Annotated in this window: 20 protein-coding genes; 16 read left to right on the forward strand and 4 right to left on the reverse strand. The window is 59.1% G+C overall.

Annotation, left to right across the window (positions count from 1 at the left end; all coding sequences use genetic code 11):
* Positions 1-11 precede the first annotated feature (11 nt).
* The 11 genes from C0058_RS27690 (at position 12) to C0058_RS27740 (ending at position 15,488) form a co-directional block, all read left to right on the forward strand.
* Positions 12-380, forward strand: coding sequence for a hypothetical protein (locus C0058_RS27690; RefSeq protein WP_158660305.1), 369 nt, complete (start codon positions 12-14; stop codon positions 378-380).
* The gene (locus C0058_RS27695) at positions 377-2,749 is read left to right on the forward strand and encodes a hypothetical protein (RefSeq protein ID WP_256579526.1); all 2,373 of its coding nucleotides are present in this window, start codon (positions 377-379) and stop codon (positions 2,747-2,749) included. The genes C0058_RS27690 and C0058_RS27695 overlap by 4 nt, the downstream gene beginning before the upstream one ends.
* A 135-nt stretch (positions 2,750-2,884) precedes the next feature.
* Entirely contained in the window at positions 2,885-4,486 is a 1,602-nt protein-coding gene (locus C0058_RS27700) for an ABC transporter substrate-binding protein (RefSeq protein WP_102369915.1), read from the forward strand.
* Between the two features lie 258 nt (positions 4,487-4,744).
* On the forward strand, positions 4,745-6,373 hold the full coding sequence (locus C0058_RS27705; protein ID WP_003216000.1) for an ABC transporter substrate-binding protein: 1,629 nt from the start codon (positions 4,745-4,747) through the stop codon (positions 6,371-6,373).
* A gap of 364 nt (positions 6,374-6,737) precedes the next feature.
* Entirely contained in the window at positions 6,738-8,282 is a 1,545-nt protein-coding gene (locus tag C0058_RS27710; protein WP_371135981.1) for an ABC transporter substrate-binding protein, read from the forward strand.
* Between the two features lie 171 nt (positions 8,283-8,453).
* Positions 8,454-9,851, forward strand: a complete 1,398-nt coding sequence (locus C0058_RS27715; protein ID WP_003215995.1) for an OprD family porin — start codon at positions 8,454-8,456, stop codon at positions 9,849-9,851.
* Between the two features lie 81 nt (positions 9,852-9,932).
* Complete coding sequence (locus tag C0058_RS27720; RefSeq protein WP_102369916.1) at positions 9,933-11,531, forward strand: ABC transporter substrate-binding protein; 1,599 nt, start codon at positions 9,933-9,935, stop codon at positions 11,529-11,531.
* A gap of 74 nt (positions 11,532-11,605) precedes the next feature.
* Positions 11,606-12,616 carry an ABC transporter permease subunit gene (locus C0058_RS27725; protein ID WP_003215992.1) on the forward strand — a complete coding sequence of 337 codons (1,011 nt, stop codon included), beginning with the start codon at positions 11,606-11,608 and terminating at the stop codon, positions 12,614-12,616.
* Between the two features lie 10 nt (positions 12,617-12,626).
* Positions 12,627-13,538, forward strand: a complete 912-nt coding sequence (locus C0058_RS27730) for an ABC transporter permease subunit (RefSeq protein ID WP_003215991.1) — start codon at positions 12,627-12,629, stop codon at positions 13,536-13,538.
* 10 nt (positions 13,539-13,548) lie between these two features.
* Positions 13,549-14,517 carry an ABC transporter ATP-binding protein gene (locus tag C0058_RS27735; protein ID WP_008437263.1) on the forward strand — a complete coding sequence of 323 codons (969 nt, stop codon included), beginning with the start codon at positions 13,549-13,551 and terminating at the stop codon, positions 14,515-14,517.
* A complete protein-coding gene (locus tag C0058_RS27740) occupies positions 14,517-15,488 on the forward strand; it encodes a peptide ABC transporter ATP-binding protein (protein WP_003215987.1) in 972 nt (323 codons plus the stop codon). Before C0058_RS27735 ends, C0058_RS27740 begins: the two co-directional genes overlap by 1 nt.
* A gap of 112 nt (positions 15,489-15,600) precedes the next feature.
* On the opposite strand, the gene C0058_RS27745 is transcribed toward C0058_RS27740, so the two are convergent.
* Together C0058_RS27745 and C0058_RS27750 are read right to left on the reverse strand one after the other, a co-directional pair.
* Positions 15,601-15,876, reverse strand: a complete 276-nt coding sequence (locus tag C0058_RS27745; RefSeq protein WP_003215984.1) for a hypothetical protein — start codon at positions 15,874-15,876, stop codon at positions 15,601-15,603.
* A 168-nt stretch (positions 15,877-16,044) separates the two neighbouring features.
* Positions 16,045-17,628: a peptide chain release factor 3 gene (locus C0058_RS27750; RefSeq protein ID WP_003215978.1), complete on the reverse strand. Its 1,584-nt coding sequence runs from the start codon at positions 17,626-17,628 to the stop codon at positions 16,045-16,047.
* Positions 17,629-17,923: 295 nt separating this feature from the next.
* Between C0058_RS27750 and C0058_RS27755 the strand changes: the two genes are divergently transcribed.
* The 5 genes from C0058_RS27755 to C0058_RS27780 all read left to right on the forward strand — a co-directional run bounded on the left by C0058_RS27755 (position 17,924) and on the right by C0058_RS27780 (position 23,065).
* Positions 17,924-18,676: an ABC transporter permease gene (locus C0058_RS27755; RefSeq protein WP_233092015.1), complete on the forward strand. Its 753-nt coding sequence runs from the start codon at positions 17,924-17,926 to the stop codon at positions 18,674-18,676.
* 38 nt (positions 18,677-18,714) lie between these two features.
* A complete protein-coding gene (locus tag C0058_RS27760) occupies positions 18,715-19,608 on the forward strand; it encodes a glycine betaine ABC transporter substrate-binding protein (protein WP_003215975.1) in 894 nt (297 codons plus the stop codon).
* An 11-nt stretch (positions 19,609-19,619) separates the two neighbouring features.
* Positions 19,620-20,273, forward strand: coding sequence for an ABC transporter permease (locus tag C0058_RS27765; RefSeq protein ID WP_003215973.1), 654 nt, complete (start codon positions 19,620-19,622; stop codon positions 20,271-20,273).
* Positions 20,270-21,427: a betaine/proline/choline family ABC transporter ATP-binding protein gene (locus C0058_RS27770; protein WP_008437274.1), complete on the forward strand. Its 1,158-nt coding sequence runs from the start codon at positions 20,270-20,272 to the stop codon at positions 21,425-21,427. Before C0058_RS27765 ends, C0058_RS27770 begins: the two co-directional genes overlap by 4 nt.
* A gap of 474 nt (positions 21,428-21,901) precedes the next feature.
* Positions 21,902-23,065 carry a type III PLP-dependent enzyme gene (locus C0058_RS27780; protein WP_003215969.1) on the forward strand — a complete coding sequence of 388 codons (1,164 nt, stop codon included), beginning with the start codon at positions 21,902-21,904 and terminating at the stop codon, positions 23,063-23,065.
* Positions 23,066-23,131: 66 nt separating this feature from the next.
* Here the strand turns inward: C0058_RS27780 and C0058_RS27785 are convergent, their stop codons facing one another.
* Positions 23,132-23,932: a tetratricopeptide repeat protein gene (locus tag C0058_RS27785; RefSeq protein WP_102369917.1), complete on the reverse strand. Its 801-nt coding sequence runs from the start codon at positions 23,930-23,932 to the stop codon at positions 23,132-23,134.
* Positions 23,933-23,934: 2 nt separating this feature from the next.
* The gene (locus C0058_RS27790; protein WP_008437276.1) at positions 23,935-24,615 is read right to left on the reverse strand and encodes a Fe2+-dependent dioxygenase; all 681 of its coding nucleotides are present in this window, start codon (positions 24,613-24,615) and stop codon (positions 23,935-23,937) included.
* Positions 24,616-24,723: the final 108 nt, after the last annotated feature.

The following is a 24,723-nucleotide window of genomic DNA, read 5'->3' on the forward strand; positions in this document are numbered from 1 at the left end:
CGGCAACCGTGGTGACCGCCGTTCTCGTTCGCGTAGCGTTCACCTGCCATTTCAAGGAGCAGGACTGCAATGCCGCTGCCTTCGGGCAGCATTTTTTTGCCTGGCACTTAATTCAAGAAGTTTCAGCGGTAATAACCGGTTACCAGCTTCAGAAAATGCTTAATCGCCGGGCGTCTGCTGGTCCGGACACATTGAAGTGCGTTGGTGATAAATCTTTTCAACTTATAACCCGTGCAATGGACAACTACATCCTCACCCTCAACGAGCGGAACACGCCTGGACGCTGCACCACTCATGGCGTAGATCACCGTACTCCTCATCCACAGTTTATGGCGGCGCAGATGCGTGCAATCAACATCCAGCCAGGTAATCTGAAATGACAAGCTCAGTTCAACTTAACATTGTCCATTACCCAAAAACACCGCTACCCGGTACGACTCAAGAACAACGTACCGAGGCGCTGGAACGGATACCGCCAACGCCATTGAAGAGTACCGATATTTATGAAACGGACAACGTTGGCACTGCCGCCAGGAACGAGTCTGATATCTACAAGGCAACCATTTACGGACCCGACTTTGTTCACGCGCCAGGCGATGGGTATATCTACAATGAGCGAGAGGCTCATATCGATGCCTATGCCAATCGTGTAAAGACGCAGATCGAAAATATAGAAAGTGGCACTGAAGGCGAACGAAACGTCAAGTTCCAGAACGTGCGCCTGTTCATGGACCCCGCAGGATACTTCAGTGGGGGTTTATTGGCAGCCGGGTTCGACCCGCATGAAAAGTTCACGGTAACGTTCAATACCTATGTCGGTATGGGCACAGCACAAAATCTCTCTGATACCCAGACACACACTTATTTCGCATGGGAAATTGCAGCGGGTGCTCTAGCGCACGACAGACCCGCACGTGGTGGGATTTTAAATTTTCCTGAAATGGAAATAGAAAAAAAAGACCGGACAAAAATCAATGATCTGGAAGCGTTCGGCCGACAACTTCAAGCTCGCTGGGAGAAAGACATAGCCGCGCCGATGCGCGAGGGCTCCGGAACAATAGCAGAGCGATCGGGAAAAGCAGACGCCTATGTAACACGGGGCACGTTGCTGAGCCTTCGTAGTGACACGGAAAATTTCGCAAGGTTAAGCCCTGCCGGCCAGGAAGCGGTGAATCGCACGCTGGACAAGAATGGGCAAGTGATTATCCCCAATATTTATGGCTACCCCATGAGCGGGTATGCCTTCATCCCCTACACGCCTTACGATGGCAATCCCGCCAATCGCCCCAATCAGGGAGTCATGATCGACTTGAAGAACGGCGCTGTCCGCGAGATAAAAGGCGATGAAGAATTTGCGAACTGGGCCAAAGACAATCGTGATGAATTGATGCGCCGTTTCAATACCGGTGATATGCAAGGGGGACACAATGCCCACTGGCCACCGGCCGGGGCGGTGCTCGACAGCCTCATCCAGGATAATCGGTCGCGATATCCGGGGTACGAACACTGGTACAAAGATAAATCCGTGCCGGTACGAGAGCTATTCAACTACACCGAATCGCGAAAAGCAGGTTATGGGCTGCAATTTGGCGATCTGAACAAAGGTATCGCCCCCCACTATCAGGAGCAGAACGCCAACAATGCGGTGTGGGCCGACCAGACGGATGTGTTTGGTGCCTCGCAGCAAGCCTGGAAGTCGGTGAAAGACACCTGGGGCAAAACCTTTGGTAATCTGCCCATTGTTGGCAATATAGGCAATATCGTGTTTGGCGTGCATGACAGCCTCTATGGCAAGACCGCAGGCGAGCGCACAGGGGGAACTGCTGCGGCCGTCATCTCAAGCCTGATGCTGGCACACGAAGTTGCACCCGGTTTGGTCGAGGCGAGCCTGGGTGAAACTCCGATCACGTTCAACTCCACCGTTACTGAAGACTACCGCTGGAACTATAATTCGCAGAAGAGCGAATTTGAGCTGACACGCGTTTCGAAAGTATCCGGCGATAGTCATCCGGACCCGTCTTTAAATGAAATTGAGTCGAGTGGACCAGAGGTCCCCCCGGCATCTATCAACGTAGACGGCATCGAACTGCCGCCCCTGAAAACGGTTAAAAATCTGCCGGTCGGCGAGGCCCTTTTTTCTACTGCTGAAAAAACCAGTATTCTCAGTGGAGAAATAGATAGCCTGAACACTATCAACGATAAACTTTACACGTTCGTGGATGTGAACAAACAAGGTTCGGCCCAGCGATTGAACATACTGGTACACGGTAAAGTCGATGAGACTACCGGGGTCGCAAAAGTTTCTTATGATGGAAAGCTCAATAGTCCGGAAGAATTGCTGGATACGCTTCACAGCAAAGGGATCCATCCGGAAGAGTTCGACAACGTGCGCCTGCTGTCATGTGATTCCGCAACCGGTGGGGATGCTTCGTTTGCCGCTCAATTCCAAAAGTTGATTGGCCGCCCTGTCAAAGGTTATAGCGGTACCTTGACCGCCAACCTGTCCCCGGAACAAGTAAAAGCAGCCATTGATAAAGTAGAACACCTCTACCTGGAGAACTTATCCGCACAAAAAATCCCGATCACCGACAACGTCCGTACCGCAGTAAGAGCTCAGGCTGAACAGTATGTCAGCGAAGAAATGGCGCGGATCAAGAAATTCAAGCCGTCAAAGAACAACCCGTACTGGAATCCGTTCAAGTGGTGGGCGTTCACTTATAAACCCGAACACTTTCCGGCTAAATCGTAGCGACCTGGAATAGCCGAATCCCGGAGACACTGGGGCCTCGCATGCTTATCTCTACCTGAGTGACAAGAACGGCGGTAACCTCGGTGACTGCCGTTTTCGTTCGGGCACTATTTGCCTGCCACTTCAGGGGTCTCCATGGAAAGAATCACCTTAAAACCGCTGCTCCTTGCTGCCGGCCTGCTGGCATTCATGCCCATGGCCCAGGCAGCCGGCACCCTGGTCTACTGCTCCGAAGCCAGCCCCGCCGGCTTCGACCCCAGCCAGTACACAAGCGGCACCGATTTCGATGCCTCCGCCGAAACCGTGTTCAACCGCCTGACCCAGTTCAAGCGTGGCGGCACTGAAGTCGAACCCGGCCTGGCAACCAATTGGGACGTGTCCAAAGACGGCCTGATGTATACCTTCCACCTGCGCGATGGCGTCAAGTTCCACACCACCGACTATTTCACCCCGACCCGTGATTTCAACGCCGACGACGTGCTCTTCACCTTCCAGCGCCTGCTGGATCCCGAGACCCCGTTCCGCAAGGCCTATCCATCGGAGTCGCCCTACTTCACCGACATGGGCTTGAACACCACGATCAAGAGCGTCGAAAAACTCGACGAGCACACCGTGCGCTTCAACCTGAACAACGTTGACGCCTCCTTCGTGCAGAACCTGGCCATGAGCTTCGCCTCGGTGCAGTCCGCCGAATATGCCGCGCAGTTGCTCAAGGAAGGCAAGGCCGCGGACATCAATCAGAAACCGGTGGGCACCGGGCCATTTGTGTTCAAGCGTTACCAGAAGGATTCGCAGATTCGCTACAGCGCCAATAAACAGTATTGGAAGCCCGAAGATGTGAAGCTCGACAACCTGGTGTTCTCGATCACCCCGGACGCCGCCGTACGCCTGCAAAAGCTCAAGGCCGGCGAGTGCCAGGTCAGCGGTTACCCGCGCCCTTCCGACATCGAAGTGATGAAGCAAGACCCCAACCTGCGGGTTCTTCAGCAAGCCGGCTTCAACCTGGGCTTTCTCGCCTACAACGTGACCCACCCGCCCCTGGACCAGCTCAAGGTGCGCCAGGCGCTGGACATGGCCATCGACAAGCCGGCAATTATCAAGGCGGTGTACCAGAGCGCCGGACAATTGGCGCAGAACGCCCTGCCTCCGGCCCAGTGGTCTTATGACCCGACAATCAAGGACGCGCCCTACGATCCGGCCAAGGCGCGGGCGCTACTAAAAGAAGCAGGGGTTGCACCAGGCACCACCATCAACCTGTGGGCGATGACCGTACAACGCGCGTCGAATCCCAATGCCCGGATGTCGGCGCAGATGATCCAGCAGGATTGGGAAAAGATTGGCATCAAGGCCAATATCGTCAGCTATGAGTGGGGCGAGTACATCAAACGCGCCAAAGCCGGCGAGCACGACGTGATGATCTACGGCTGGACCGGCGACAACGGCGACCCGGATAACTGGCTCGGCGTGCTCTACAGTTGTGCCGCGGTGAAGGGCAGCAACTATGCAAAATGGTGTAACCCGGCCTACGACAAACTGGTACAGCAGGCCAAGGTCAGCAGCGACCGCGAGCGGCGCATCAAGTGGTATCAACAGGCACAAAAAATCCTTAAGGAACAAGTACCTATAACGCCTATCGCAAACTCGACGGTTTTCCAGCCCCTGCGAAAGGAAGTGCAGGACTTCAAGATCAGTCCTTTTGGACTCACTCCCTTCTACGGCGTCAGTCTGAATAAGTAACAGCCGCGCCCCAACCGAGTGCGCCAGACGCCTCGGTTGGGCATTCCTGGTGCAGCCCTCGCACCGAAAAAAACCCTCAAAAGTGCGTAAATGTGTCTGAACTTACACATATGCGACATTCGTGTACGTTCGTACCACTGTTTAGCCGTTGTAGGCTCTCAACATCTTGCATTGGGTATGGGCCCTGCATAAGTATCCGCAGGTCGACTCACGAGGTCGCCCTCACTACCAAAAATGACAACAAATCATGAGGCCAACATGCTTAAACACGCAGTCATTCCGTTATTAGTCAGCGCCGGTTTAATGGCTGCTGCACCTTTCGCCCAAGCGGCGAGCAACCTGGTGTTCTGCTCCGAAGGGAGCCCGGCCGGTTTTGATCCAGGCCAGTACACCACCGGAACAGACTTCGATGCTTCGGCCGAAACCATGTTCAACCGTCTGACTCAGTTCGAGCGCGGCGGCACCGCTGTTGTTCCTGGGCTCGCCACGACCTGGGACGTTTCCCCGGATGGCCTGACGTACACCTTCCACCTGCGTGAAGGCGTCAAGTTCCACACCACCCCGTACTTCAAGCCAACTCGTGAATTCACGGCTGACGACGTACTGTTCACCTTCAACCGGATGATCAATAAAGACGATCCGTTCCGTAAAGCCTACCCGACCGAGTTCCCGTACTTCACGGACATGGGTATGGACACCAACATCAAGAACATTGAGAAAGTCGATGACCACACCGTCAAGTTCACCCTTGGCACCGTGGACGCCGCCTTCATCCAGAACCTGGCAATGAGCTTCGCCTCCATCCAGTCGGCTGAATACGCCGCCCAGCTGTTGAAGGAAGGCAAGGCACAGGACATCAACCAGAAGCCAATCGGCACTGGTCCGTTCGTGTTCAAGAGCTACCAGAAAGACTCCAACATCCGTTACACCGGCAACAAGGATTACTGGAAACCTGAAGACGTGAAGATCGACAACCTGATCTTCGCCATCACCACCGACCCGTCGGTGCGTATCCAGAAGCTGAAGAAAAACGAATGCCAGGTGACCCTGTTCCCACGTCCGGCCGACCTCAAGGCGCTGGGTGAAGACAAGGACCTGAAACTGCCGCACCAGGCCGGTTTCAACCTGGGCTACATCGCCTACAACGTAATGCCGGTCCTCAAGGGCCAGACCGCGCCTAACCCGCTGTCCGACCTGCGCGTGCGTGAGGCCCTGGACATGTCGGTGAACAAGCAGCAGATCATCGACTCGGTGTACCAGGGCGCAGGCCAACTGGCTGTCAACGCCATGCCGCCAACCCAGTGGTCCTATGACACCACCATCAAGGATGCGCCGTTTGATGTGACCAAAGCCAAGGCTTTGCTCAAGGAAGCCGGCGTCAAGGAAGGCACCGAGATCACCCTGTGGGCGATGCCGGTCCAGCGTCCGTACAACCCGAACGCCAAGCTGATGGCCGAGATGCTGCAGAACGACTGGAAACAGATCGGCCTGAAAGTGAACATCGTCAGCTATGAGTGGGGCGAGTACATCAAGCGTTCCAAAGGCGGCGAGAACCAGGCCATGATCATTGGCTGGAGCGGCGACAATGGTGACCCGGACAACTGGCTGAACGTGCTGTTCGGCTGCGACTCCCTGGCCGGCAACAACTTCTCCAAGTGGTGCGACAAGAAATTCGACGGCATCGTGAAAGAAGCCAAGGCGACTTCCGACGTAGCCAAACGCACCGAGCTGTACAAGCAGGCGCAACATATCCTCAAAGATGCAGTCCCGATGACACCTATCGCGCACTCGACGGTGTATCAACCCATGCGCAACAACGTGCAGGACTTCAAGATCAGCCCATTTGGCTTGAACTCCTTCTACGGCGTGAGCGTAAGCGGCAAGTAAGGATCTCTGGCGGCGACGTTTCATAACGTCGCCGTTATTGCATCCGCCAAGACCGTAGGAAACAGACCACCTCCGCACACGCTGCCGTCCTACGGCAGCTAACTGCGAATCGCGGCTCCGTTACCTACAAGGTCTGTCAGATTCGTTGCATTTACTGCCCGGCTCCCGACCCATAACGTCGTGGTACGGCAGACGTATCGTCTCTGTAGGGCAACTGCCGTTGTGGGATCAGTGTTGTCGCAAGGTCGTGAATGACCTTGCGATTGCTCACTGACGAAAACAACAAACAAGGATCGGGATTGTTATGCGCCATACCACCGTTCTATCCGCGATATTTGGCACCAGCCTGCTGGCTGTGGCCTCGATGGGCCAGGCTGCCGAGAAAAAGAGCCTGGTGTTTTGCTCCGAAGGCAGCCCGGCGGGCTTCGACACCGCGCAATACACGACGGCCACCGATAACGACGCCGCCGAGCCTATCTACAACCGCTTGGCCGAGTTTGAAAAAGGCGCGACCAATGTCGTACCGGGCCTGGCAACCCGTTGGGATATTTCCGAAGACGGCCTGACCTATACCTTCCACCTGCGTGAAGGGGTGAAATTCCACGGCAACAAGGACTTCAAGCCGACGCGCGACTTCAACGCCGACGACGTGCTGTTCACCTTCAATCGCATGCTTGACCCCGAACACCCGTTCCGCAAGGCCTACCCCACCGAGTTTCCGTACTTCAACGGGATGAGCCTGAACAAGAATATCGCCAAGGTCGAGAAAACCGACCCGCACACCGTGGTGATGACCCTGAACACGGTCGACGCCGCGTTTATCCAGAACATCGCCATGAGCTTCGCCTCGATCCTGTCGGCCGAATACGCCGACCATTTGCTCAAGGTCGGCAAGCCCAGCGACATCAACCAGAAGCCGATCGGCACCGGGCCGTTCGTGTTCCAGCGCTACCAGAAAGACTCGCAGATTCGCTACACCGGCAACAAACAGTACTGGGACCCGAGCCGCGTGAAGCTCGACCAGCTGATTTTTGCGATCAACACCGACGCCTCGGTACGGGTGCAAAAGCTCAAGGCCGGCGAATGCCAGATCACCCTGCACCCGCGCCCGGCCGACGTCGAAGCCCTGAAGGCCGACCCGAACCTGCAACTGCTGACCAAGCCGGGTTTCAACCTGGGCTACATCGCCTATAACGTGCGGCACAAGCCCTTCGACCAGCTCGAAGTGCGCCAGGCCCTGGACATGGCGGTGAACAAGCAGAGCATCCTCAACGCCGTGTACCAGGGCGCGGGGCAACTGGCGGTCAACGCCATGCCGCCGACCCAGTGGTCTTACGACGACACCATCAAGGACGCCGCCTACAACCCGGAAAAAGCCAAGGAATTGCTCAAGGCTGCCGGCGTGAAGGAAGGTACCGAGATCACCCTGTGGGCGATGCCGGTACAACGGCCGTACAACCCCAACGCCAAGCTGATGGCCGAAATGCTGCAAAGCGATTGGGCAAAGATTGGCCTCAAGGTGAAGATCGTCAGCTATGAATGGGGCGAGTACATCAAGCGCACCAAGAATGGCGAGCATGACATCAGCCTGATCGGCTGGACCGGCGACAACGGTGACCCGGACAACTGGCTGGGCACCCTCTACAGCTGCGACGCCATCGGCGGGAACAACTACTCCATGTGGTGTGACCCGGCGTACGACAAGCTGATCAAGCAAGCCAAGGTCGTCACCGACCGCGAACAAAGGACTGTTCTATACAAACAGGCGCAGCAACTGCTCAAGCAGCAGGTGCCGATCACGCCAGTCGCCCACTCGACGGTCAACCAGCCGTTAAGCGCCAAAGTCGAAGGTTTCAAAGTGAGCCCCTTCGGCCGCAACGTGTTCTCGGGCGTCAGCATCAACCCATAAAAAGATAACCGGATTGCGCAGGGCGAGCATTCGCCTTGCTGCAAACGTGCAGCCTTATTTCGGGTTTTACCCATGGGCAAACGTTTGCAAAGGCTTGAACGAGTTACACACCCAATAGCCGGTTCACCTAAAAAGACCGGCATTAAAAAGAGAACCAAAGGAGCTTCACCCATGAAACTGAGCAGCACCGCGCTACTGGCCCTGGCCATCAGCAGCATCACGGCTAACGCCTACGCTGATCCTGCAAGCCAGGACTTCGTTCCAACCACACTGGCCGGCACCAGCGCCCAAAGCGAGGCCAAAGGCTTTATCGATGGCGCAAGCCTGGGCGGTACAACCCGTAACTGGTTCTCCAACGAACAACGCTTCCGTGGCAGCAAGTTCACTTACCAGAAGCACGGCGAAGCCCGTACTGACAACTACCGTACCAACTGGGTGCAAGGCACCATCCTCAACGCTACCTCGGGTTTCACCCAAGGCACCGTTGGCGTGAGCACTGAAGTGGCGGTCTACAACGCTCTGGTCCTGGACCGCAGCAAGCGCGACATCAAGGGCGGCTCCAACCGTACCCTGGCCGACTCCGACGGCGACGCTGTAGACCAGTGGAGCAAACTGGGCCTGGCCAACGTCAAGTTCCGTGTCTCGAACACCACCTTGACCGCCGGTCGCCAGAACTTCAGCAGCGGCATCATCGACACCATCGGTAACCGTGCGCTGCCTTCGAGCTTCGAAGGTGTGAGCTTCAACAGCGAAGAGTTCAGCAACCTGTCCTTCCAGGGCGGCGTGTTCGACCGCGTTTCGCCACGGACCGAGCAGAGCCTGTCGAAATTCCGTACCGAATACGGCAATGGTCGCCAGGAAACCGACAAGGTCAACACCCTGGGCGTCAACTACCAGCCGTTCAAGAGCCTGAAGACCAGCCTGTTCGCCGCTAACGTGGAAGACTTCTGGAACCAGTACTACTTCGGTGCTACCCACGAACTGGGTGACAGCCAGACCCTGTCCCTGACCACGGGCCTGAACTACTACAAGACCGTCGACGAAGGCAAAAAGTTGATGGGCAAGATCGACAACGACACCTACTCGCTGTCGTTCGGCCTGACCCACCAGGCTCACAGCCTGACCTTCTCCTACCAGGCCGTGAACGGCGACGAGTACTTCGACTACCTGCACGAAACCAACGGCATCTACCTGGCCAACTCCCTGACGTCCGACTTCAACGGTCCGAACGAGAAGTCCTTCCAGATCGCCTACGGCATCAACATGGCCGAATACGGCGTGCCGGGCCTGAAGTTCAACGTCTACTCGGCACGTGGCTGGGGTATCGACGGTACTCACTACACCGGCGACGGCGGCCGCGCTGGCTTTGCCTACAACGGCATTCAGGCCCAGGACGGCGAGAAGCACCAGGAATACGGTGTAGGCGCGGCTTACGCGATCCAGAGCGGCGCACTCAAGGCCACCACCATTCGTGGTACCTACGTGACTCACCGTGCCAGCGCCAACCAGGCTGACGGCAACCTGCGTGAGTTCCGCCTGGTGACCACCATCCCGTTCAACATTCTTTAATCAGCGCCAGGTCGGCGGCGGGCTCAGGACGGGCCCGCCGCCTACGCTTGTCTGGTCCAATCGATTGCAGAGGGCTCTTAGATGAAAATGCTCCCGTTACAAGCCGCCATTGCCGCTGCGCTGTTGAGCGTTGCTGTCGGCATCTCGGCCAAACCGTTGGTCGTCTGCACCGAAGCCAGCCCGGAAGGCTTCGATCCGGTCCTGTACACCACGGCTGTCACCGCCGACGCCGCGGCCGAAACCATCTTCAACCGCCTGGTGGACTTCAAGCCCGGCACCACCGAAGTGATCCCGGCACTGGCCAAAGACCTGCCCGAGATCAGCGCCGATGGCCTGACCTACACCTTTCACCTGCGTGACGACATCAAGTTCCACACCACCGACTACTTCAAACCCACGCGCAACATGAACGCCGACGACGTGCTTTGGAGCTTCCAGCGCCAGCTGGACCCGAATCACCCGTGGCACAAAAAGTCCAACGTGGGCTACCCATACTTTGAAAGCATGGGCTTCAAGGAACTGCTCAAGAGCGTAGAGAAGACCGATGACCACACCGTGGTCTTCACCCTGACCCGCCCTGAAGCACCGTTCCTGGCCGACCTGGCCATGGCGTTTTCCTCGATTCACTCCGCCGAATACGCCGACCAGTTGCTCAAGTCCGGCAAGACCGACGACCTGAACGCCAAGCCCATCGGCACCGGCCCGTTCATCTTCACCCGCTACGCCAAAGACGCCCAAGTGCGCTTCAAGGCCAACCCGGAGTACTTCCGTGGCAAGCCGCCGGCTGACCCGCTGATCCTGGCCATCACCACCGACAACAACGTGCGCCTGCAAAAGCTCAAGGCCAACGAATGCCAGATCGCGCTGTATCCGAAACCGGATGACGTGCCGAGCATGAAGGCCGACCCGAACCTGAAGGTGGCGGAACTGGCGGCGATGACCACCGCCTACACCGCCATGAACACCACCCACAAGTACATGAGCGACGCGCGGGTGCGTCACGCGATCAACATCGCGTTCGACAAGAAGGGCTACAACGAATCCCTGTACGGCAAAGGCAACGCGGTCGACGCCACCGGCCCGTACCCGCCAACCCTGCTGGGTTTCAGCGACAAGCTGAAAAACCCGCCCCGCGACCTCGACAAGGCCCGCGCCCTGCTCAAGGAAGCCGGCGTACCGGAAGGCACCGAGTTCACCCTGTTCACCCGCAACGGCGGCGGCCCGACCAACCCCAACCCGATGCTCGGCGCCCAGCGCATGCAGGCGGATTTGGCGCAGATCGGCCTGAAAGTGAACATCAAGGTCATGGAATGGGGCGAAATGCTCAAGCGCGCCAAGAATGGCGAACATGACATGGTCTCCGCCGGCTGGGCGGGGGATAACGGGGACCCGGATAACTTCCTCACCCCGAACTTGAGTTGCGATGCAGCGAAAAACGGCGAAAACTACGCCCGCTGGTGTAACAAGGAGTTTCAAGACTTGATCGACAAGGCGCGCGCCATCGCTGAACCCACCCAGCGCGCTGCACTCTATGAACAAGCAATGGACGTTTTCGACAAGGACCAACCATGGATTCCCATGGCTTACCCGAAAATGTTCACCGCCATGCGTAAAAACGTCGAGGGTTATACCCAAAGCCCTCTGACCACAAATAACTTCGCCACCACCCAGGTGAAGTAGATAAGAGACGCTCGGCACCGTCGACATTGACGGTGCCGAACCTGCCTAACCGGCTGATTGAGGTACACAACAAGATGTTTAGTTTTATTGCCCGCCGATTGGGGTTATTGATCCCCACGTTTTTCGGCATCACCTTGCTGACCTTCGCGTTGATTCGCATGATCCCTGGCGACCCCGTCGAAGTCATGATGGGCGAACGACGAGTCGACCCCGAGATGCACGCTCAGGCAATGGAACGCCTTGGTCTGAATAAACCGCTCTACGCGCAATACCTGGATTATGTCGGCAAGCTCGCCCACGGCGACCTCGGCGAATCCCTGCGCACCCGTACCAGCGTGTGGACTGAATTCACCGCCCTTTTCCCTGCGACCCTGGAACTGTCCATGGCCGCCCTGTTGTTCGCCGGCATCCTGGGGCTGTTAGCCGGGGTGATCGCGGCCTTGAAGCGAGGATCCCTGTTCGACCATGGGGTGATGGGCATCTCCCTGGCGGGATATTCGATGCCGATCTTCTGGTGGGGCCTGATCCTGATCATGTTCTTCTCCGTCAGCCTGGGCTGGACGCCAGTCTCCGGACGGATCGACCTGCTCTACGACATCGAGCCGCGCACCGGCTTCATGCTGATCGACACCCTGCTGGCCGACGAGCCGGACGCATTCTGGGACGCGCTGCACCACCTGATCCTGCCGGCCATCGTGCTCGGCACCATCCCGCTGGCTGTTATCGCGCGGATGACCCGTTCGTCGATGCTCGAAGTACTGCGCGAAGACTACATCCGCACCGCCAAGGCCAAGGGCCTGTCGCCGGCGCGCGTGGTGTTCGTCCACGGCCTGCGTAACGCCTTGATCCCGGTACTCACCGTGGTCGGCCTGCAAGTCGGCACATTGCTGGCGGGTGCGGTCCTGACCGAAACCATCTTCTCGTGGCCCGGCATCGGTAAATGGCTGATCGAAGCCATTGGCGCACGGGATTATCCCGTGGTGCAAAACGGCATCCTGTTAATCGCCTGCCTGGTGATTCTGGTGAACTTCGTGGTGGATATCCTCTACGGCTTCGCTAACCCACGCATCCGTCACCAGCGCTGAGATCATGACCATGACCACACCTACTCCCGCGGTAGCAGTCGATCAAAGCCTGCTGTACCCGTCCCCGTACAAAGAATTCTGGCAAGCCTTTTCCAAGAACAAGGGCGCCGTTGCCGGCCTGCTGTTCATGTTGCTGGTGGTGTTTTGCGCGCTGTTCGCCCCTTGGGTGGCCCCGCATAACCCGAGCGAGCAATACCGTGACTTCCTGCTGACCCCTCCGGCCTGGCTGGAAGGTGGGCAGATCCAGTTCCTGCTGGGCACCGATGAACTGGGCCGTGACCTGCTGTCGCGCCTGATCCAGGGTTCGCGCCTGTCGCTGTTGATCGGCTTGTCGTCGGTGGTGATGTCGCTAATCCCGGGGATCCTGCTGGGCCTGTTCGCCGGTTTCTTCCCGCGCCTGCTCGGCCCGACCATCATGCGCCTGATGGACATTATGCTGGCCCTGCCGTCGCTGCTGCTGGCTGTGGCGATTGTCGCGATCCTCGGCCCTGGCCTGATCAACACCGTGATTGCGATCGCGATCGTGTCGCTGCCGTCCTATGTCCGTCTGACCCGCGCTGCGGTGATGGGCGAACTGAACCGTGACTACGTGACTGCCGCCCGCCTCGCCGGCGCCGGCCTGCCGCGCCTGATGTTCGTCACCGTGCTGCCGAACTGCATGGCGCCGCTGATCGTTCAGGCCACCCTGAGTTTCTCCTCGGCGATTCTCGATGCTGCCGCCCTGGGCTTCCTGGGCCTTGGCGTACAACCGCCAACCCCTGAGTGGGGCACCATGCTGGCCTCGGCCCGCGACTATATCGAACGCGCCTGGTGGGTCGTGAGCCTGCCTGGCTTGACCATTTTGCTCAGCGTGCTGGCAATCAACCTGATGGGCGACGGCCTGCGCGATGCGCTGGACCCGAAACTCAAGAACGCCGCCTGAGGAGATTCCCATGTCACTGCTAGAAATCAAGAATCTCAATGTCCGCTTCGGCGACAAGACCGCCGTGCCGGTGGTCGATGGCCTCGACATCTCCGTCGACAAAGGTGAAGTACTGGCGATCGTTGGCGAGTCGGGTTCGGGTAAATCCGTGACCATGATGGCGCTGATGGGCCTGATCGAGCACCCCGGTATCGTCACCGCCGACGCCCTGAACTTCGACGGCAAGGACATGCTCAAGCTGAGCAACCGCCAGCGTCGGCAGATCGTCGGCAAAGACCTGGCGATGGTGTTCCAGGACCCGATGACCGCCCTGAACCCCAGCTACACCGTGGGTTTCCAGATCGAAGAAGTGCTGCGCCTGCATTTGAAAATGTCCGGCAAGCAAGCGCGCAAGCGTGCCATCGAACTGCTCGAAAAGGTGGAAATCCCGGGCGCAGCCAGCCGTATGGATGCCTACCCGCACCAGTTGTCCGGTGGTATGAGCCAGCGTGTGGCCATCGCCATGGCGATTGCCGGCGAGCCGAAACTGCTGATCGCCGATGAACCGACCACCGCCCTCGACGTAACCATCCAGGCCCAGATCATGGACCTGCTGCTGGCCTTGCAGAAAGAGCAGAACATGGGCCTGGTGCTGATCACCCACGACCTCGCGGTAGTGGCTGAAACCGCCCAGCGCGTGTGCGTGATGTATGCCGGCCAGGCCGTGGAAGTCGGCCAGGTGCCTCAGTTGTTCGACATCCCGGCGCACCCGTACAGCGAAGCGTTGCTCAAGGCGATCCCCGAGCACAGCCTCGGCGCCACGCGCCTGGCCACGCTGCCGGGTATCGTTCCCGGCCGTTATGACCGCCCGCAGGGTTGCCTGCTGTCGCCGCGGTGCCCGTATGTGCAGGAGTCCTGCCGCGCCCAACGCCCGGGCCTTGACCCGAAAAGCAACAGCCTTGCCCGCTGCTTCTACCCGCTGAATCAGGAGGTGGCGTAATGGCCGTCGTACTTACCGCCCGCGACCTGACCCGTCACTACGAAGTGTCCCGTGGCCTGTTCAAGGGCCATGCCCTGGTGCGCGCACTCAACGGTGTGTCGTTCGAACTGGAAGCCGGCAAGACCCTCGCGGTCGTAGGCGAGTCCGGTTGCGGCAAATCCACCCTGGCCCGCGCCCTGACCCTGATTGAAGAGCCGTCTTCCGGCTCGCTGAAAATCGCCGGGCAAGAAGTCGCCGGTGCCGACAAGGCCCAGCGCAAGCAACTGCGCAAAGACGTGCAGATGGTGTTCCAGAGCCCTTACGCCTCGCTGAACCCGCGCCAGAAGGTCGGCGACCAACTGGGCGAGCCGCTGCTGATCAACACCAACCTGTCTGCCGCCGAGCGCCGGGAAAAGGTCCAGGCGATGATGAAGCAAGTGGGCCTGCGCCCTGAGCATTATCAGCGCTACCCGCACATGTTCTCCGGCGGCCAGCGCCAGCGGATCGCACTGGCGCGGGCGATGATGCTGCAACCCAAGGTGCTGGTAGCGGACGAACCGACCTCGGCCCTCGACGTATCGATCCAGGCCCAGGTGCTGAACCTGTTCATGGACCTGCAGCAGGAATTCAACACCGCCTACGTGTTCATCTCCCACAACCTCGCGGTGGTGCAGCACGTCGCCGACGACGTAATGGTGATGTACCTCGGCCGCCCGGTGGAAGTCGGTCCAAAGGAAGACATCTACGCACGCCCGCTGCACCCGTACACCCAGGCGTTGCTGTCGGCGACCCCGACCATTCATCCGGACCCGAACAAACCGAAGATCAAAATCGTCGGCGAGTTGCCCAACCCGTTGAACCCGCCATCCGGCTGCGCCTTCCACAAGCGCTGCCCGTACGCGACCCAGCTGTGCAGCACCGATGAACCGGTGCTGCGACCTCTGGACAACCGTCAGGTGGCTTGCCACTACGCGGAGCAATTTGTGGTCTGACGTGCAAAAAAATGCTCTGGAGGGTGAGTCCAGAGCATTCCAGTGTTCTACAGCCCTGCTTGTCGGATAGCGCATCTGTTCGGCAAGCGGGGCTTTCTTTTGCCTGCGTTACTTATGTATCGCTGTCGCCATCGTTGTAGGTGTCGCTGTCTTCGCCATCATTGTCCGGGTTCTCGGCATCGTCATCGTCCTTGGAACCGCCCTGGTTTTCGTCACCGGGCTCGGATTCACTCTTGGCCAACTGCAAGCCACCCGCCTGCACCGTCTTCGCCGCCACAAACCCCGTGCCATGGCTTTGCACAGCCGTATTGGCCCACGCGGCAGACATGCCCAATGACATCATCACCAGCACTTTGAGCAACAGCACCACACGTTGAAAGATACTCATGGTCGAATTCCGCCCAGTCAGGAGTTGAACTGCGTACGACAGCTGTCCGCCGTCGCCTTGCTTCAAACTAGTCCCGAACTGAAGTTTTCGCCAATGAAACAACCTGAATAGCAGCCAAAGAAAAAGGCGAAGCCATCACAGCTTCGCCCTCTCTTATATCGCTAACCCTTAGTGATGCTCACGGGTCGCGCGGAATTTCACATCCGGCCAGCGCTCTTCCATCAGCGCCAGGTTGACCCGGGTTGGGGCCAGGTAGGTCAGGTGACCACCGCCGTCGATCGCCAGGTTTTCCACGGCCTTGATCTTGAACTCTTCCAGCTTCTTCTTATCGCTGCAGTCGATCCAGCGCGCGGAGTACACGGTGATCGGCTCATAGGAGCATTCCACCTTGTATTCCTCTTTCAGGCGACTGGCCACTACATCGAACTGCAGCACACCGACGGCGCCGAGGATGATGTCGTTGCTGCGCTCCGGGAAGAACACCTGGGTGGCACCCTCTTCCGCCAACTGCTGCAAACCTTGGCGCAGTTGCTTGGATTTCAGCGGGTCACGCAGGCGTACGCGGCGGAACAGTTCCGGGGCGAAGTGCGGGATACCGGTGAAGCCCAGCACTTCGCCTTCGGTGAAGGTGTCACCGATCTGGATGGTGCCGTGGTTGTGCAAGCCGATGATATCGCCGGCATACGCTTCTTCCAGTTGCTCACGCTCGGAGGAGAAAAAGGTCAGGGCGTCGCCGATGCGCACGTCCTTGCCGGTACGCACGTGGCGCATCTTCATGCCTTTTTCGTATTTGCCGGAGCAGATACGCATGAAGGCGATACGGTCGCGGTGCTTGGGGTCCATGTTCGCCTGGATCTTGAACACGAAGCCGGCGAATTTCTCTTCCACAGGCTCCACGGTACGCTCGTTGGCAACCCGGGCCAGCGGCTTGGGGGCCCAATTGACCACGGCATCCAGCACGTGGTCGACACCGAAGTTGCCCAGGGCGGTACCGAAGAACACCGGCGTCAGCTGGCCGTCGAGGAATTCCTGCTGGTTGAACTCGTGGCAGGCGCCCTGCACCAGTTCCAGCTGGTCGACAAACCGGTCGTACTCGTCACCCAGGTGGGCGCGGGCTTCGTCGGAGTCGAGCTTCTCGATGATTTTCACATCGGTACGTTCGTGGCCGTGGCCAGCGGTGTACACAATGATGTAGTCGTCGGCCAGGTGGTACACGCCCTTGAAGTCGCGGTAGCAACCAATCGGCCAGGTGATCGGCGCGGCCTTGATCTTCAGGACGGCTTCGATTTCGTCCAGCAGTTCGATCGGGTCGCGGATGTCACGGTCGAGTTTGTTGATAAAGCTGACAATCGGCGTGTCCCGCAGGCGGCACACGTCCATCAGCGCGATGGTGCGCGGCTCGACGCCTTTACCGCCGTCGAGGACCATCAGTGCCGAGTCCACCGCCGTCAGGGTGCGGTAGGTGTCTTCGGAGAAGTCTTCGTGGCCCGGGGTGTCGAGGAGGTTGATCATGTGATCGCGATACGGGAACTGCATGACCGACGTGGTAATGGAAATACCGCGCTGTTTTTCCATTTCCATCCAGTCGGAGGTGGCATGGCGGTCGGATTTACGGGATTTCACCGTGCCGGCCACCGCGATCGCCTTGCCCATCAGCAACAGCTTTTCGGTGATGGTGGTTTTACCGGCATCGGGGTGGGAAATAATGGCGAAAGTGCGGCGTTTCGCGACTTCGGCGGCCTGGTGGGTCATGGGAAATCGCCTGGCAGGTGAGTCAAAAAAGGGCGGCGAGTATAGCGCAAACCCGGGGTGACGGACCACCGTTCACCCCATTGGGGGTGGCTAATTGCTGCCAAGTATGGAACCTTTTAAAAGGTAGAGACGTCCACTCCCCTGTTATCGCACTCGTAACAGGGGCTGAAAAATCAGCAAGTTAGCCTGACGAGGCTGCGCTCATGGCTCGACCGCATACCGCGTTGCCGGTAGGGGCGAGCTGCTATTCGCGACCACATTCGCCGACAGCCAGGAATGGCATTGCCGCTCGGAAATGTGTTCGCCGACAAAAGAAAAAAGGAGTCCGCCTGTGGCTATTCGCTATGGCAAAGGGCTGATAGGAGGAGCGGTTGTCGTCGCTCTCCTGGCCCTGCTGGTCCACTGGATCGGCATCAACACGATCGAACTGTACCGCGACGATTTGTTGTTTTACCTGCAAGCTCACTTGATCCTCGTCCTTGTTTCGATGCTGGCCGCCCTGATCGTAGGGATTCCCGCCGGTATCCTGCTGAGCCGACCCAACATGGTCGGGCGCGCAGAACGCTTCATGCAGATCTTCAACATCGGCAATACCGTCCCTCCCCTGGCCGTACTGGCCATCGCCCTCGGTGTCCTTGGCATCGGCAGCGGCCCCGCGATCTTCGCGCTGTTCCTCGCCTCGTTGCTGCCCATCGTGCGCAACACCTATGAAGGCCTGAAAAACGTTCAAGGTTCCCTGAAAGAAGCCGCCGTCGGCATCGGCATGACGCCGCGCCAGGTGCTGTTTCGCGTGGAATTGCCCAACGCCGTGCCGATCATCATCGGTGGTGTACGCGTGGCCCTGGCGATCAACGTCGGTACCGCGCCCCTGGCGTTCCTGATTGGCGCCAACAGCCTGGGCAGCCTGATCTTCCCCGGCATCGCCCTGAACAATCAGCCGCAACTGCTGCTCGGCGCCGCATGCACCGCGCTGCTGGCCTTGCTGCTCGACGGTCTGGTGACCATGGCCAGCCGCCTTTGGCTGGAACGCGGGTTGCGTCCGTCTTAAGGCTTTGGCCCCGTCTTGGGCCTGAAACAGGAATTCACATGAAAAAACTGACATTGATATTGAGCTGCGTCCTGCTGTTCGCAGGGTTTGCGCAAGCCGCTGAAAAACCGGTCATCCGCATCGGTGCCCGGGTGTTCACTGAACAGACCCTGCTCGCCGAAATCACCTCCCAGTACCTGCGCACCAAGGGTTACGACACCCGTGTGACCGGCGGCCTGGGCAGCAACCTGGCACGCAGTGCCCAGGAAAGCGGGCAACTGGACCTGATCTGGGAATACACCGGCGTGTCGCTGGTGGCCTACAACCACGTCGACGAGAAGCTCGACAGCGAACAGTCCTACGCCCGAGTGAAAGAACTCGACGCGAAAAAAGGCCTGGTCTGGCTCTCCCCGTCGAAATTCAGCAACACCTACGCCCTGGCCCTGCCAGAGAACGTGGCCAAGGAATTCCCGCAGATCAACAGCATCAGCGACCTGACCGCGGCACTGGCCGAGAAAACCAAGGAAAACCGCCTGGTGGCCCTGGACACCGAGTTCGCCAACCGTTCCGACGGCATGGCCGGCATGGTCAAGCTGTACGACATGAACCTGACCCGCAAGAACACCCGGCAGATGGACGCCGGCCTGGTGTACACCGCGCTGCGTAATGGCCAGGTGTTTGCCGGCTTGGTCTACACCACCGACGGTCGCCTGAACGCCTTCAAATTGAAGCTGCTGGAAGACGACAAGCACTACTTCCCGGACTACACCGCCGCGCCGGTGGTGCGTCAGGTTTACCTCGATGCCCATCCGCAACTGGCCGCTGATCTCAAGCCACTGGCTGCGCTGTTCGACGACGAAACCATGCGCCAGCTGAACGCGCGGGTCGACGTCGACCACGAAAGCCCGTCCGCCGTGGCCGCAGATTTCCTGCGCCAGCATCCGATCAACTAAGAGGAGAAGACATGGAATTCCTGAACGCCTTTTCCCATCTTGATTGGGCCCAAGTCCTGCACCTGACCTGGCAGCACATCACCCTGGTCGGCATTGCAGTGATCCTCGCAATCGTCGTCGGCGTGCCCCTGGGCGTGCTGATGACCCGCTTCCCGACGCTCGCCGGCCCATTGCAAGCCAGTGCCACGGTGTTGCTGACCGTGCCGTCGATTGCGCTGTTCGGCCTGCTGCTGCCGTTCTACTCCAAGTTCGGCCAGGGCCTGGGGCCAATGCCGGCGATCACCGCCGTGTTCCTCTATTCCCTGTTGCCCATCATGCGTAACACCTACCTCGCCCTCACCGGCGTTGAGCCAGGCATTCGCGAGGCCGCCAAAGGCATCGGCATGACCTTCGGCCAGCGCTTGCGCATGGTCGAGCTGCCGATTGCCGTACCGGTGATCCTCGCCGGTGTGCGCACCGCCGTCGTCATGAACATTGGTGTGATGACCATCGCCGCCACCATCGGCGCCGGTGGCCTGGGTGTACTTATTCTGGCTTCCATCAGCCGCAGCGACATGTCGATGCTGATCGTTGGCGCCGTGCTGGTCAGTCTCCTGGCCATCTTCGCCGACCTGCTTCTGCAATGGCTGCAACGCACGCTGACTCCAAAAGGACTGCTCAAATGATCGAACTTCAAAACCTGACCAAGACCTTCCAAAGCAACGGCAAGACCATCACCGCCGTTGATTCCGTAAGCCTGACCGTCAACGAAGGCGAAATTTGCGTATTCCTCGGCCCCTCGGGCTGCGGCAAGAGCACCACGCTGAAGATGATCAACCGCCTGATCAAGCCGACCTCCGGCAAGATCCTGATCAACGGCGAAGACACCACCGACCTCGACGAAGTGACCCTGCGTCGCAACATCGGCTACGTGATCCAGCAGATCGGTCTGTTCCCGAACATGACCATCGAAGAGAACATCGTGGTGGTGCCCAAGCTGCTGGGCTGGGACAAGCAGAAATGCCACGACCGCGCCCGCGAGTTGATGAGCATGATCAAGCTCGAACCCAAGCAGTACCTGCATCGCTACCCGCGTGAACTGTCCGGCGGCCAGCAACAGCGGATCGGCGTGATCCGCGCCCTGGCGGCGGATGCACCGTTGCTGCTGATGGATGAGCCGTTCGGCGCGGTCGACCCGATCAACCGCGAGATGATCCAGAACGAGTTTTTCGAGATGCAGCGCGCGCTGAACAAGACCGTGATCATGGTCAGCCACGACATCGACGAAGCCATCAAGCTGGGTGACAAGATCGCGATCTTCCGCGCCGGCAAGCTGCTGCAGATCGACCACCCGGACACCCTGCTGGCCCACCCTGCCGACGAATTCGTCAGCAACTTCGTTGGCCAGGACAGCACCCTCAAGCGCCTGCTGCTGGTGAAGGCTGAAGATGCGGCGGACAACGCGCCGTCGGTCAGCCCGGAAACCCCGGTGGCGGATGCCCTGGAGCAGATGGATGAGTTGGACCGTCGCTACGTGGTGGTCACCGATGCCGAGAACAAGGCCCTGGGTTATGTGCGACGTCGCGACCTGCATCGTCAGACCGGTACCTGCGGCCAGTACCTGCGGGAATTCAACGCCACGGCGGCGTATGACGAGCATTTGCGCATCCTGCTGTCGCGGATGTACGAGTTCAACCGCTCGTGGTTGCCGGTGATGGATGCGGAGCGGGTGTTCCTCGGGGAAGTGACCCAGGAGTCGATTGCCGAGTACCTGAGTTCCGGTAAGTCCCGTGGGGGCAAGACCAGCATTGTGTCGCCTGCCGAGACAGCACTGGCCTGACCTGACACACAGCGGTCAAAATGTGGGAGCGGGCTTGCTCGCGAAGGCGGAGTGTCAGTCACCGGATGCATTGGCTGATACACCGCATTCGCGAGCAAGCCCGCTCCCACATTGGATCTTCACTGTACCCGCAACACCTCAAATTGCCCCTACCGGGGAACATCAATCCGTCATACCGGTCGGTTACATAAGTAGCTGCACACGGCCGCACGACGAACGCGTGCAAAAACGCGACATTTTTAGTTGATCTATAGCCCCTCACGTCCTAAAGTTCGCGCCGAACGTCCATGCTGGAAACGATCCATCCGGCTCAAGTACTGACGACGAGACAGCAAGGCCAAGGGAAGCGGTTGATCCCATGGCCTTTTTGCTTTCGGCGACATGCCTTGGGAAGTAGGCGAACCAAAGTGGGGATACGGAGGACGTTCATTTGCACCCATTGATCAATCTAGTTTGCCAGTAGGAGTTCCCAGCATGTCGATCCAGGTCGAAGACTATTTCGCGCGCGCCACTTTTGACAAAATGAAGGCGTTCGCCGACACCCAGGAAACCCCGTTCGTGGTGATCGACACCGCGATGATCAGCCAGGCCTACGATGACCTGCGCGCCGGTTTCGAATTCGCCAAGGTGTATTACGCCGTCAAGGCCAACCCGGCCGTCGAGATCATCGACCTGCTCAAGGACAAGGGTTCGAGCTTCGACATCGCGTCGATCTACGAGCTGGACAAGGTCATGGACCGCGGCGTCAGCCCCGACCGTATCAGCTACGGCAACACCATCAAGAAATCCAAGGACATCCGCTACTTCTACGAGAAGGGCGTGCGCCTGTTCTCCACCGACTCCGAAGCCGACCTGCGCAACATCGCCAAGGCCGCCCCGGGTTCGAAAGTGTATGTACGTATCCTCACCGAAGGCTCGACCACGGCCGACTGGCCGCTGTCGCGCAAATTCGGCTGCCAGACCGACATGGCCATGGACCTGCTGATTCTCGCTCGCGACCTGGGCCTGGTGCCTTACGGCATCTCCTTCCACGTCGGCTCGCAACAGCGTGACATCAGTGTGTGGGACGCGGCGATCGCCAAGGTCAAAGTGATCTTCGAGCGCCTGAAGGAAGAAGACGGCATCCACCTGAAGCTGATCAACATGGGCGGCGGCTTCCCGGCCAACTACATCACCCGCACCAACAGCCTGGAAACCTACGCCGAGGAAATCATCCGCTTCCTCAAGGAAGACTTCGGTGACGATCTGCCGGAAATCATCCTGGAGCCGGGCCGTTCGTTGATCGCCAACGCCGGGATCCTGGTCAGCGAAGTGGTACTGGTTGCGCGTAAATCCCGCACCGCCGTCGAGCGTTGGGTCTACACCGACGTCGGCAAATTCTCCGGCCTGATCGAAACCATGGACGAAGCCATCAAGTTCCCGATCTGGACCGAGAAGAAAGGCGAGATGGAAGAAGTGGTCATCGCCGGCCCGACCTGCGACAGCGCCGACATCATGTACGAGAACTACAAGTACGGCCTGCCGCTGAACCTGGCGATTGGTGACCGGATGTACTGGTTGTCCACCGGTGCGTACACCACCAGCTACAGCGCAGTTGAATTCAATGGCTTCCCGCCGTTGAAATCGTTCTACCTGTAAACGCACGCCCTGATCGTTCCCACGCTCTGCGTGGGAACGCATCCGGTGACGCTCTGCGTCACGCCGTTAGAGCGGACGCAGGGCGTCCAGGGCGGCATTTCCACGCAGAGGGTGGGAACGATCAAGTTCAATCGCATGCTCTTGATAGATCTCGGCCATTGCCCGTATCTGCGGCTCATTGGCGGCACACAACGCCTTGTGCGCCACCCGCAAGAACTTCAAATTCCCGCCCGCCAGTGCCTTGCGCAACCATTCCAGTGCCGTTTCTATCTCGCCTCGGTCCGCCAACACCGCCGCATAACTGAACTGCCCGCGAAAATCCCCGCCTTCTGCTGACTGGCGATACCACGCCACCGCCGCCTCCAGATCCCTCGGGCAGTACTGCCCTTCTTCCAGATAACGCCCCAGCAGGTTCATCGACTTGGCATGGCCCAGTTCCGCCGCCTGTCGATAACACGCCAGCGCCTGGGTTTGATCCTCGGCAACCCCGCGCCCGGTCGCCAGCAGGTTGGCGTAGTTGTACAAACCCCAATCCAGCCCGGCCTCGGCCGCCCGACGATATTCCCGGGCCGCCGCCACGGCATCCGCCTCGCAACCCCAGCCATGCTCCAGGCAACGCCCGAGCATATTGCGCGCCATCAAATGCCCGCCCTTGGCGGCGATGCGGAACCAGCGCACTGCCAGTGCTTCATCGCGCTCGATGCCGCGCCCTTCCAGCAGGATTTGCCCGAGCAGCGCCTGGGCATACACCACGCCCTCTTTCGCGGCGATCAAAATCGCCTGGGCGGCGCGCACCGGGGAGTCGTCGAGCATGCTCTGCAATTGCTCAACGTTGAGTACTTCTTCACGGCGCAATAAAAAGCCCACGGTCAGACCTCAACCCAGCGGCGCAGCAGGTTGTGATAGGTGCCGGTGAGCTGGATCAGCGCGGGGTGGTCGGGCACGTCGCGGCTCAGTTGCTGGATCGCCCCGTCCATCTCGAACAGCAAGGTGCGCTGGCTGTCCTCGCGCACCAGGCTTTGGGTCCAGAAAAACGAGGCGTAGCGCGCGCCACGGGTCACGGCGTTGACCTTGTGCAGGCTGGAGCCGGGGTACAGCACCATGTCGCCCGCCGGCAACTTGACCCGCTGCAGGCCGAAGGTGTCCTGGATTTCCAGCTCGCCGCCGTCGTAGTCGTCGGGGTCGCTGAAAAATACGGTGGAGGAAAGGTCAGTGCGCACCCGCTCGTGGCTGCCCTTGGACTGGCGCACGGCGTTGTCGATATGGAAGTCGAAACTGCCGCCGGCGGTGTAACAGTTGAGCAATGGCGGGAAGACCTTGTGCGGTAACGCCGCTGACATGAACAGCGGATTTTTCCACAGTCGATCGAGGATAGCCGCGCCGATTTCCTTTGCCAGCGGGTGGCCTTCCGGCAGTTGCAGGTTGTGTTTGGCCTTGGCCGATTGGTGCCCGGCAGTGATTTTGCCGTCGGCCCACTCGGTGTGCGCCAGGGCTTCGCGGATGCGCAGCACTTCCTCGCGAGAGAACAGGCCGGGAATGTGCAGCAACATGGAGGCATTACCTGAAAACAGTGAGACGCCAATGGTAGTGATTCTTATTGACTGTGTACAACCCTACTCCCGCCCAAAGGACGAACGAGATCGTCAAAACCGTAAGCA

Source organism: Pseudomonas sp. NC02, from assembly GCF_002874965.1.
Lineage (GTDB): Bacteria > Pseudomonadota > Gammaproteobacteria > Pseudomonadales > Pseudomonadaceae > Aquipseudomonas.

Coding starts and splice junctions, on each gene's coding strand:
- C0058_RS27695 (WP_256579526.1), top strand. CDS start 377: ATGACAAGCTCAGTTCAACTTAACATTGTCCATTACCCAAAAACACCG.
- C0058_RS27700 (WP_102369915.1), top strand. CDS start 2,885: ATGGAAAGAATCACCTTAAAACCGCTGCTCCTTGCTGCCGGCCTGCTG.
- C0058_RS27705 (WP_003216000.1), top strand. CDS start 4,745: ATGCTTAAACACGCAGTCATTCCGTTATTAGTCAGCGCCGGTTTAATG.
- C0058_RS27710 (WP_371135981.1), top strand. CDS start 6,738: ATGGGCCAGGCTGCCGAGAAAAAGAGCCTGGTGTTTTGCTCCGAAGGC.
- C0058_RS27715 (WP_003215995.1), top strand. CDS start 8,454: ATGAAACTGAGCAGCACCGCGCTACTGGCCCTGGCCATCAGCAGCATC.
- C0058_RS27720 (WP_102369916.1), top strand. CDS start 9,933: ATGAAAATGCTCCCGTTACAAGCCGCCATTGCCGCTGCGCTGTTGAGC.
- C0058_RS27725 (WP_003215992.1), top strand. CDS start 11,606: ATGTTTAGTTTTATTGCCCGCCGATTGGGGTTATTGATCCCCACGTTT.
- C0058_RS27730 (WP_003215991.1), top strand. CDS start 12,627: ATGACCACACCTACTCCCGCGGTAGCAGTCGATCAAAGCCTGCTGTAC.
- C0058_RS27735 (WP_008437263.1), top strand. CDS start 13,549: ATGTCACTGCTAGAAATCAAGAATCTCAATGTCCGCTTCGGCGACAAG.
- C0058_RS27740 (WP_003215987.1), top strand. CDS start 14,517: ATGGCCGTCGTACTTACCGCCCGCGACCTGACCCGTCACTACGAAGTG.
- C0058_RS27745 (WP_003215984.1), bottom strand. CDS start 15,876: ATGAGTATCTTTCAACGTGTGGTGCTGTTGCTCAAAGTGCTGGTGATG.
- C0058_RS27750 (WP_003215978.1), bottom strand. CDS start 17,628: ATGACCCACCAGGCCGCCGAAGTCGCGAAACGCCGCACTTTCGCCATT.
- C0058_RS27755 (WP_233092015.1), top strand. CDS start 17,924: ATGTGTTCGCCGACAAAAGAAAAAAGGAGTCCGCCTGTGGCTATTCGC.
- C0058_RS27760 (WP_003215975.1), top strand. CDS start 18,715: ATGAAAAAACTGACATTGATATTGAGCTGCGTCCTGCTGTTCGCAGGG.
- C0058_RS27765 (WP_003215973.1), top strand. CDS start 19,620: ATGGAATTCCTGAACGCCTTTTCCCATCTTGATTGGGCCCAAGTCCTG.
- C0058_RS27770 (WP_008437274.1), top strand. CDS start 20,270: ATGATCGAACTTCAAAACCTGACCAAGACCTTCCAAAGCAACGGCAAG.
- C0058_RS27780 (WP_003215969.1), top strand. CDS start 21,902: ATGTCGATCCAGGTCGAAGACTATTTCGCGCGCGCCACTTTTGACAAA.
- C0058_RS27790 (WP_008437276.1), bottom strand. CDS start 24,615: ATGTTGCTGCACATTCCCGGCCTGTTCTCTCGCGAGGAAGTGCTGCGC.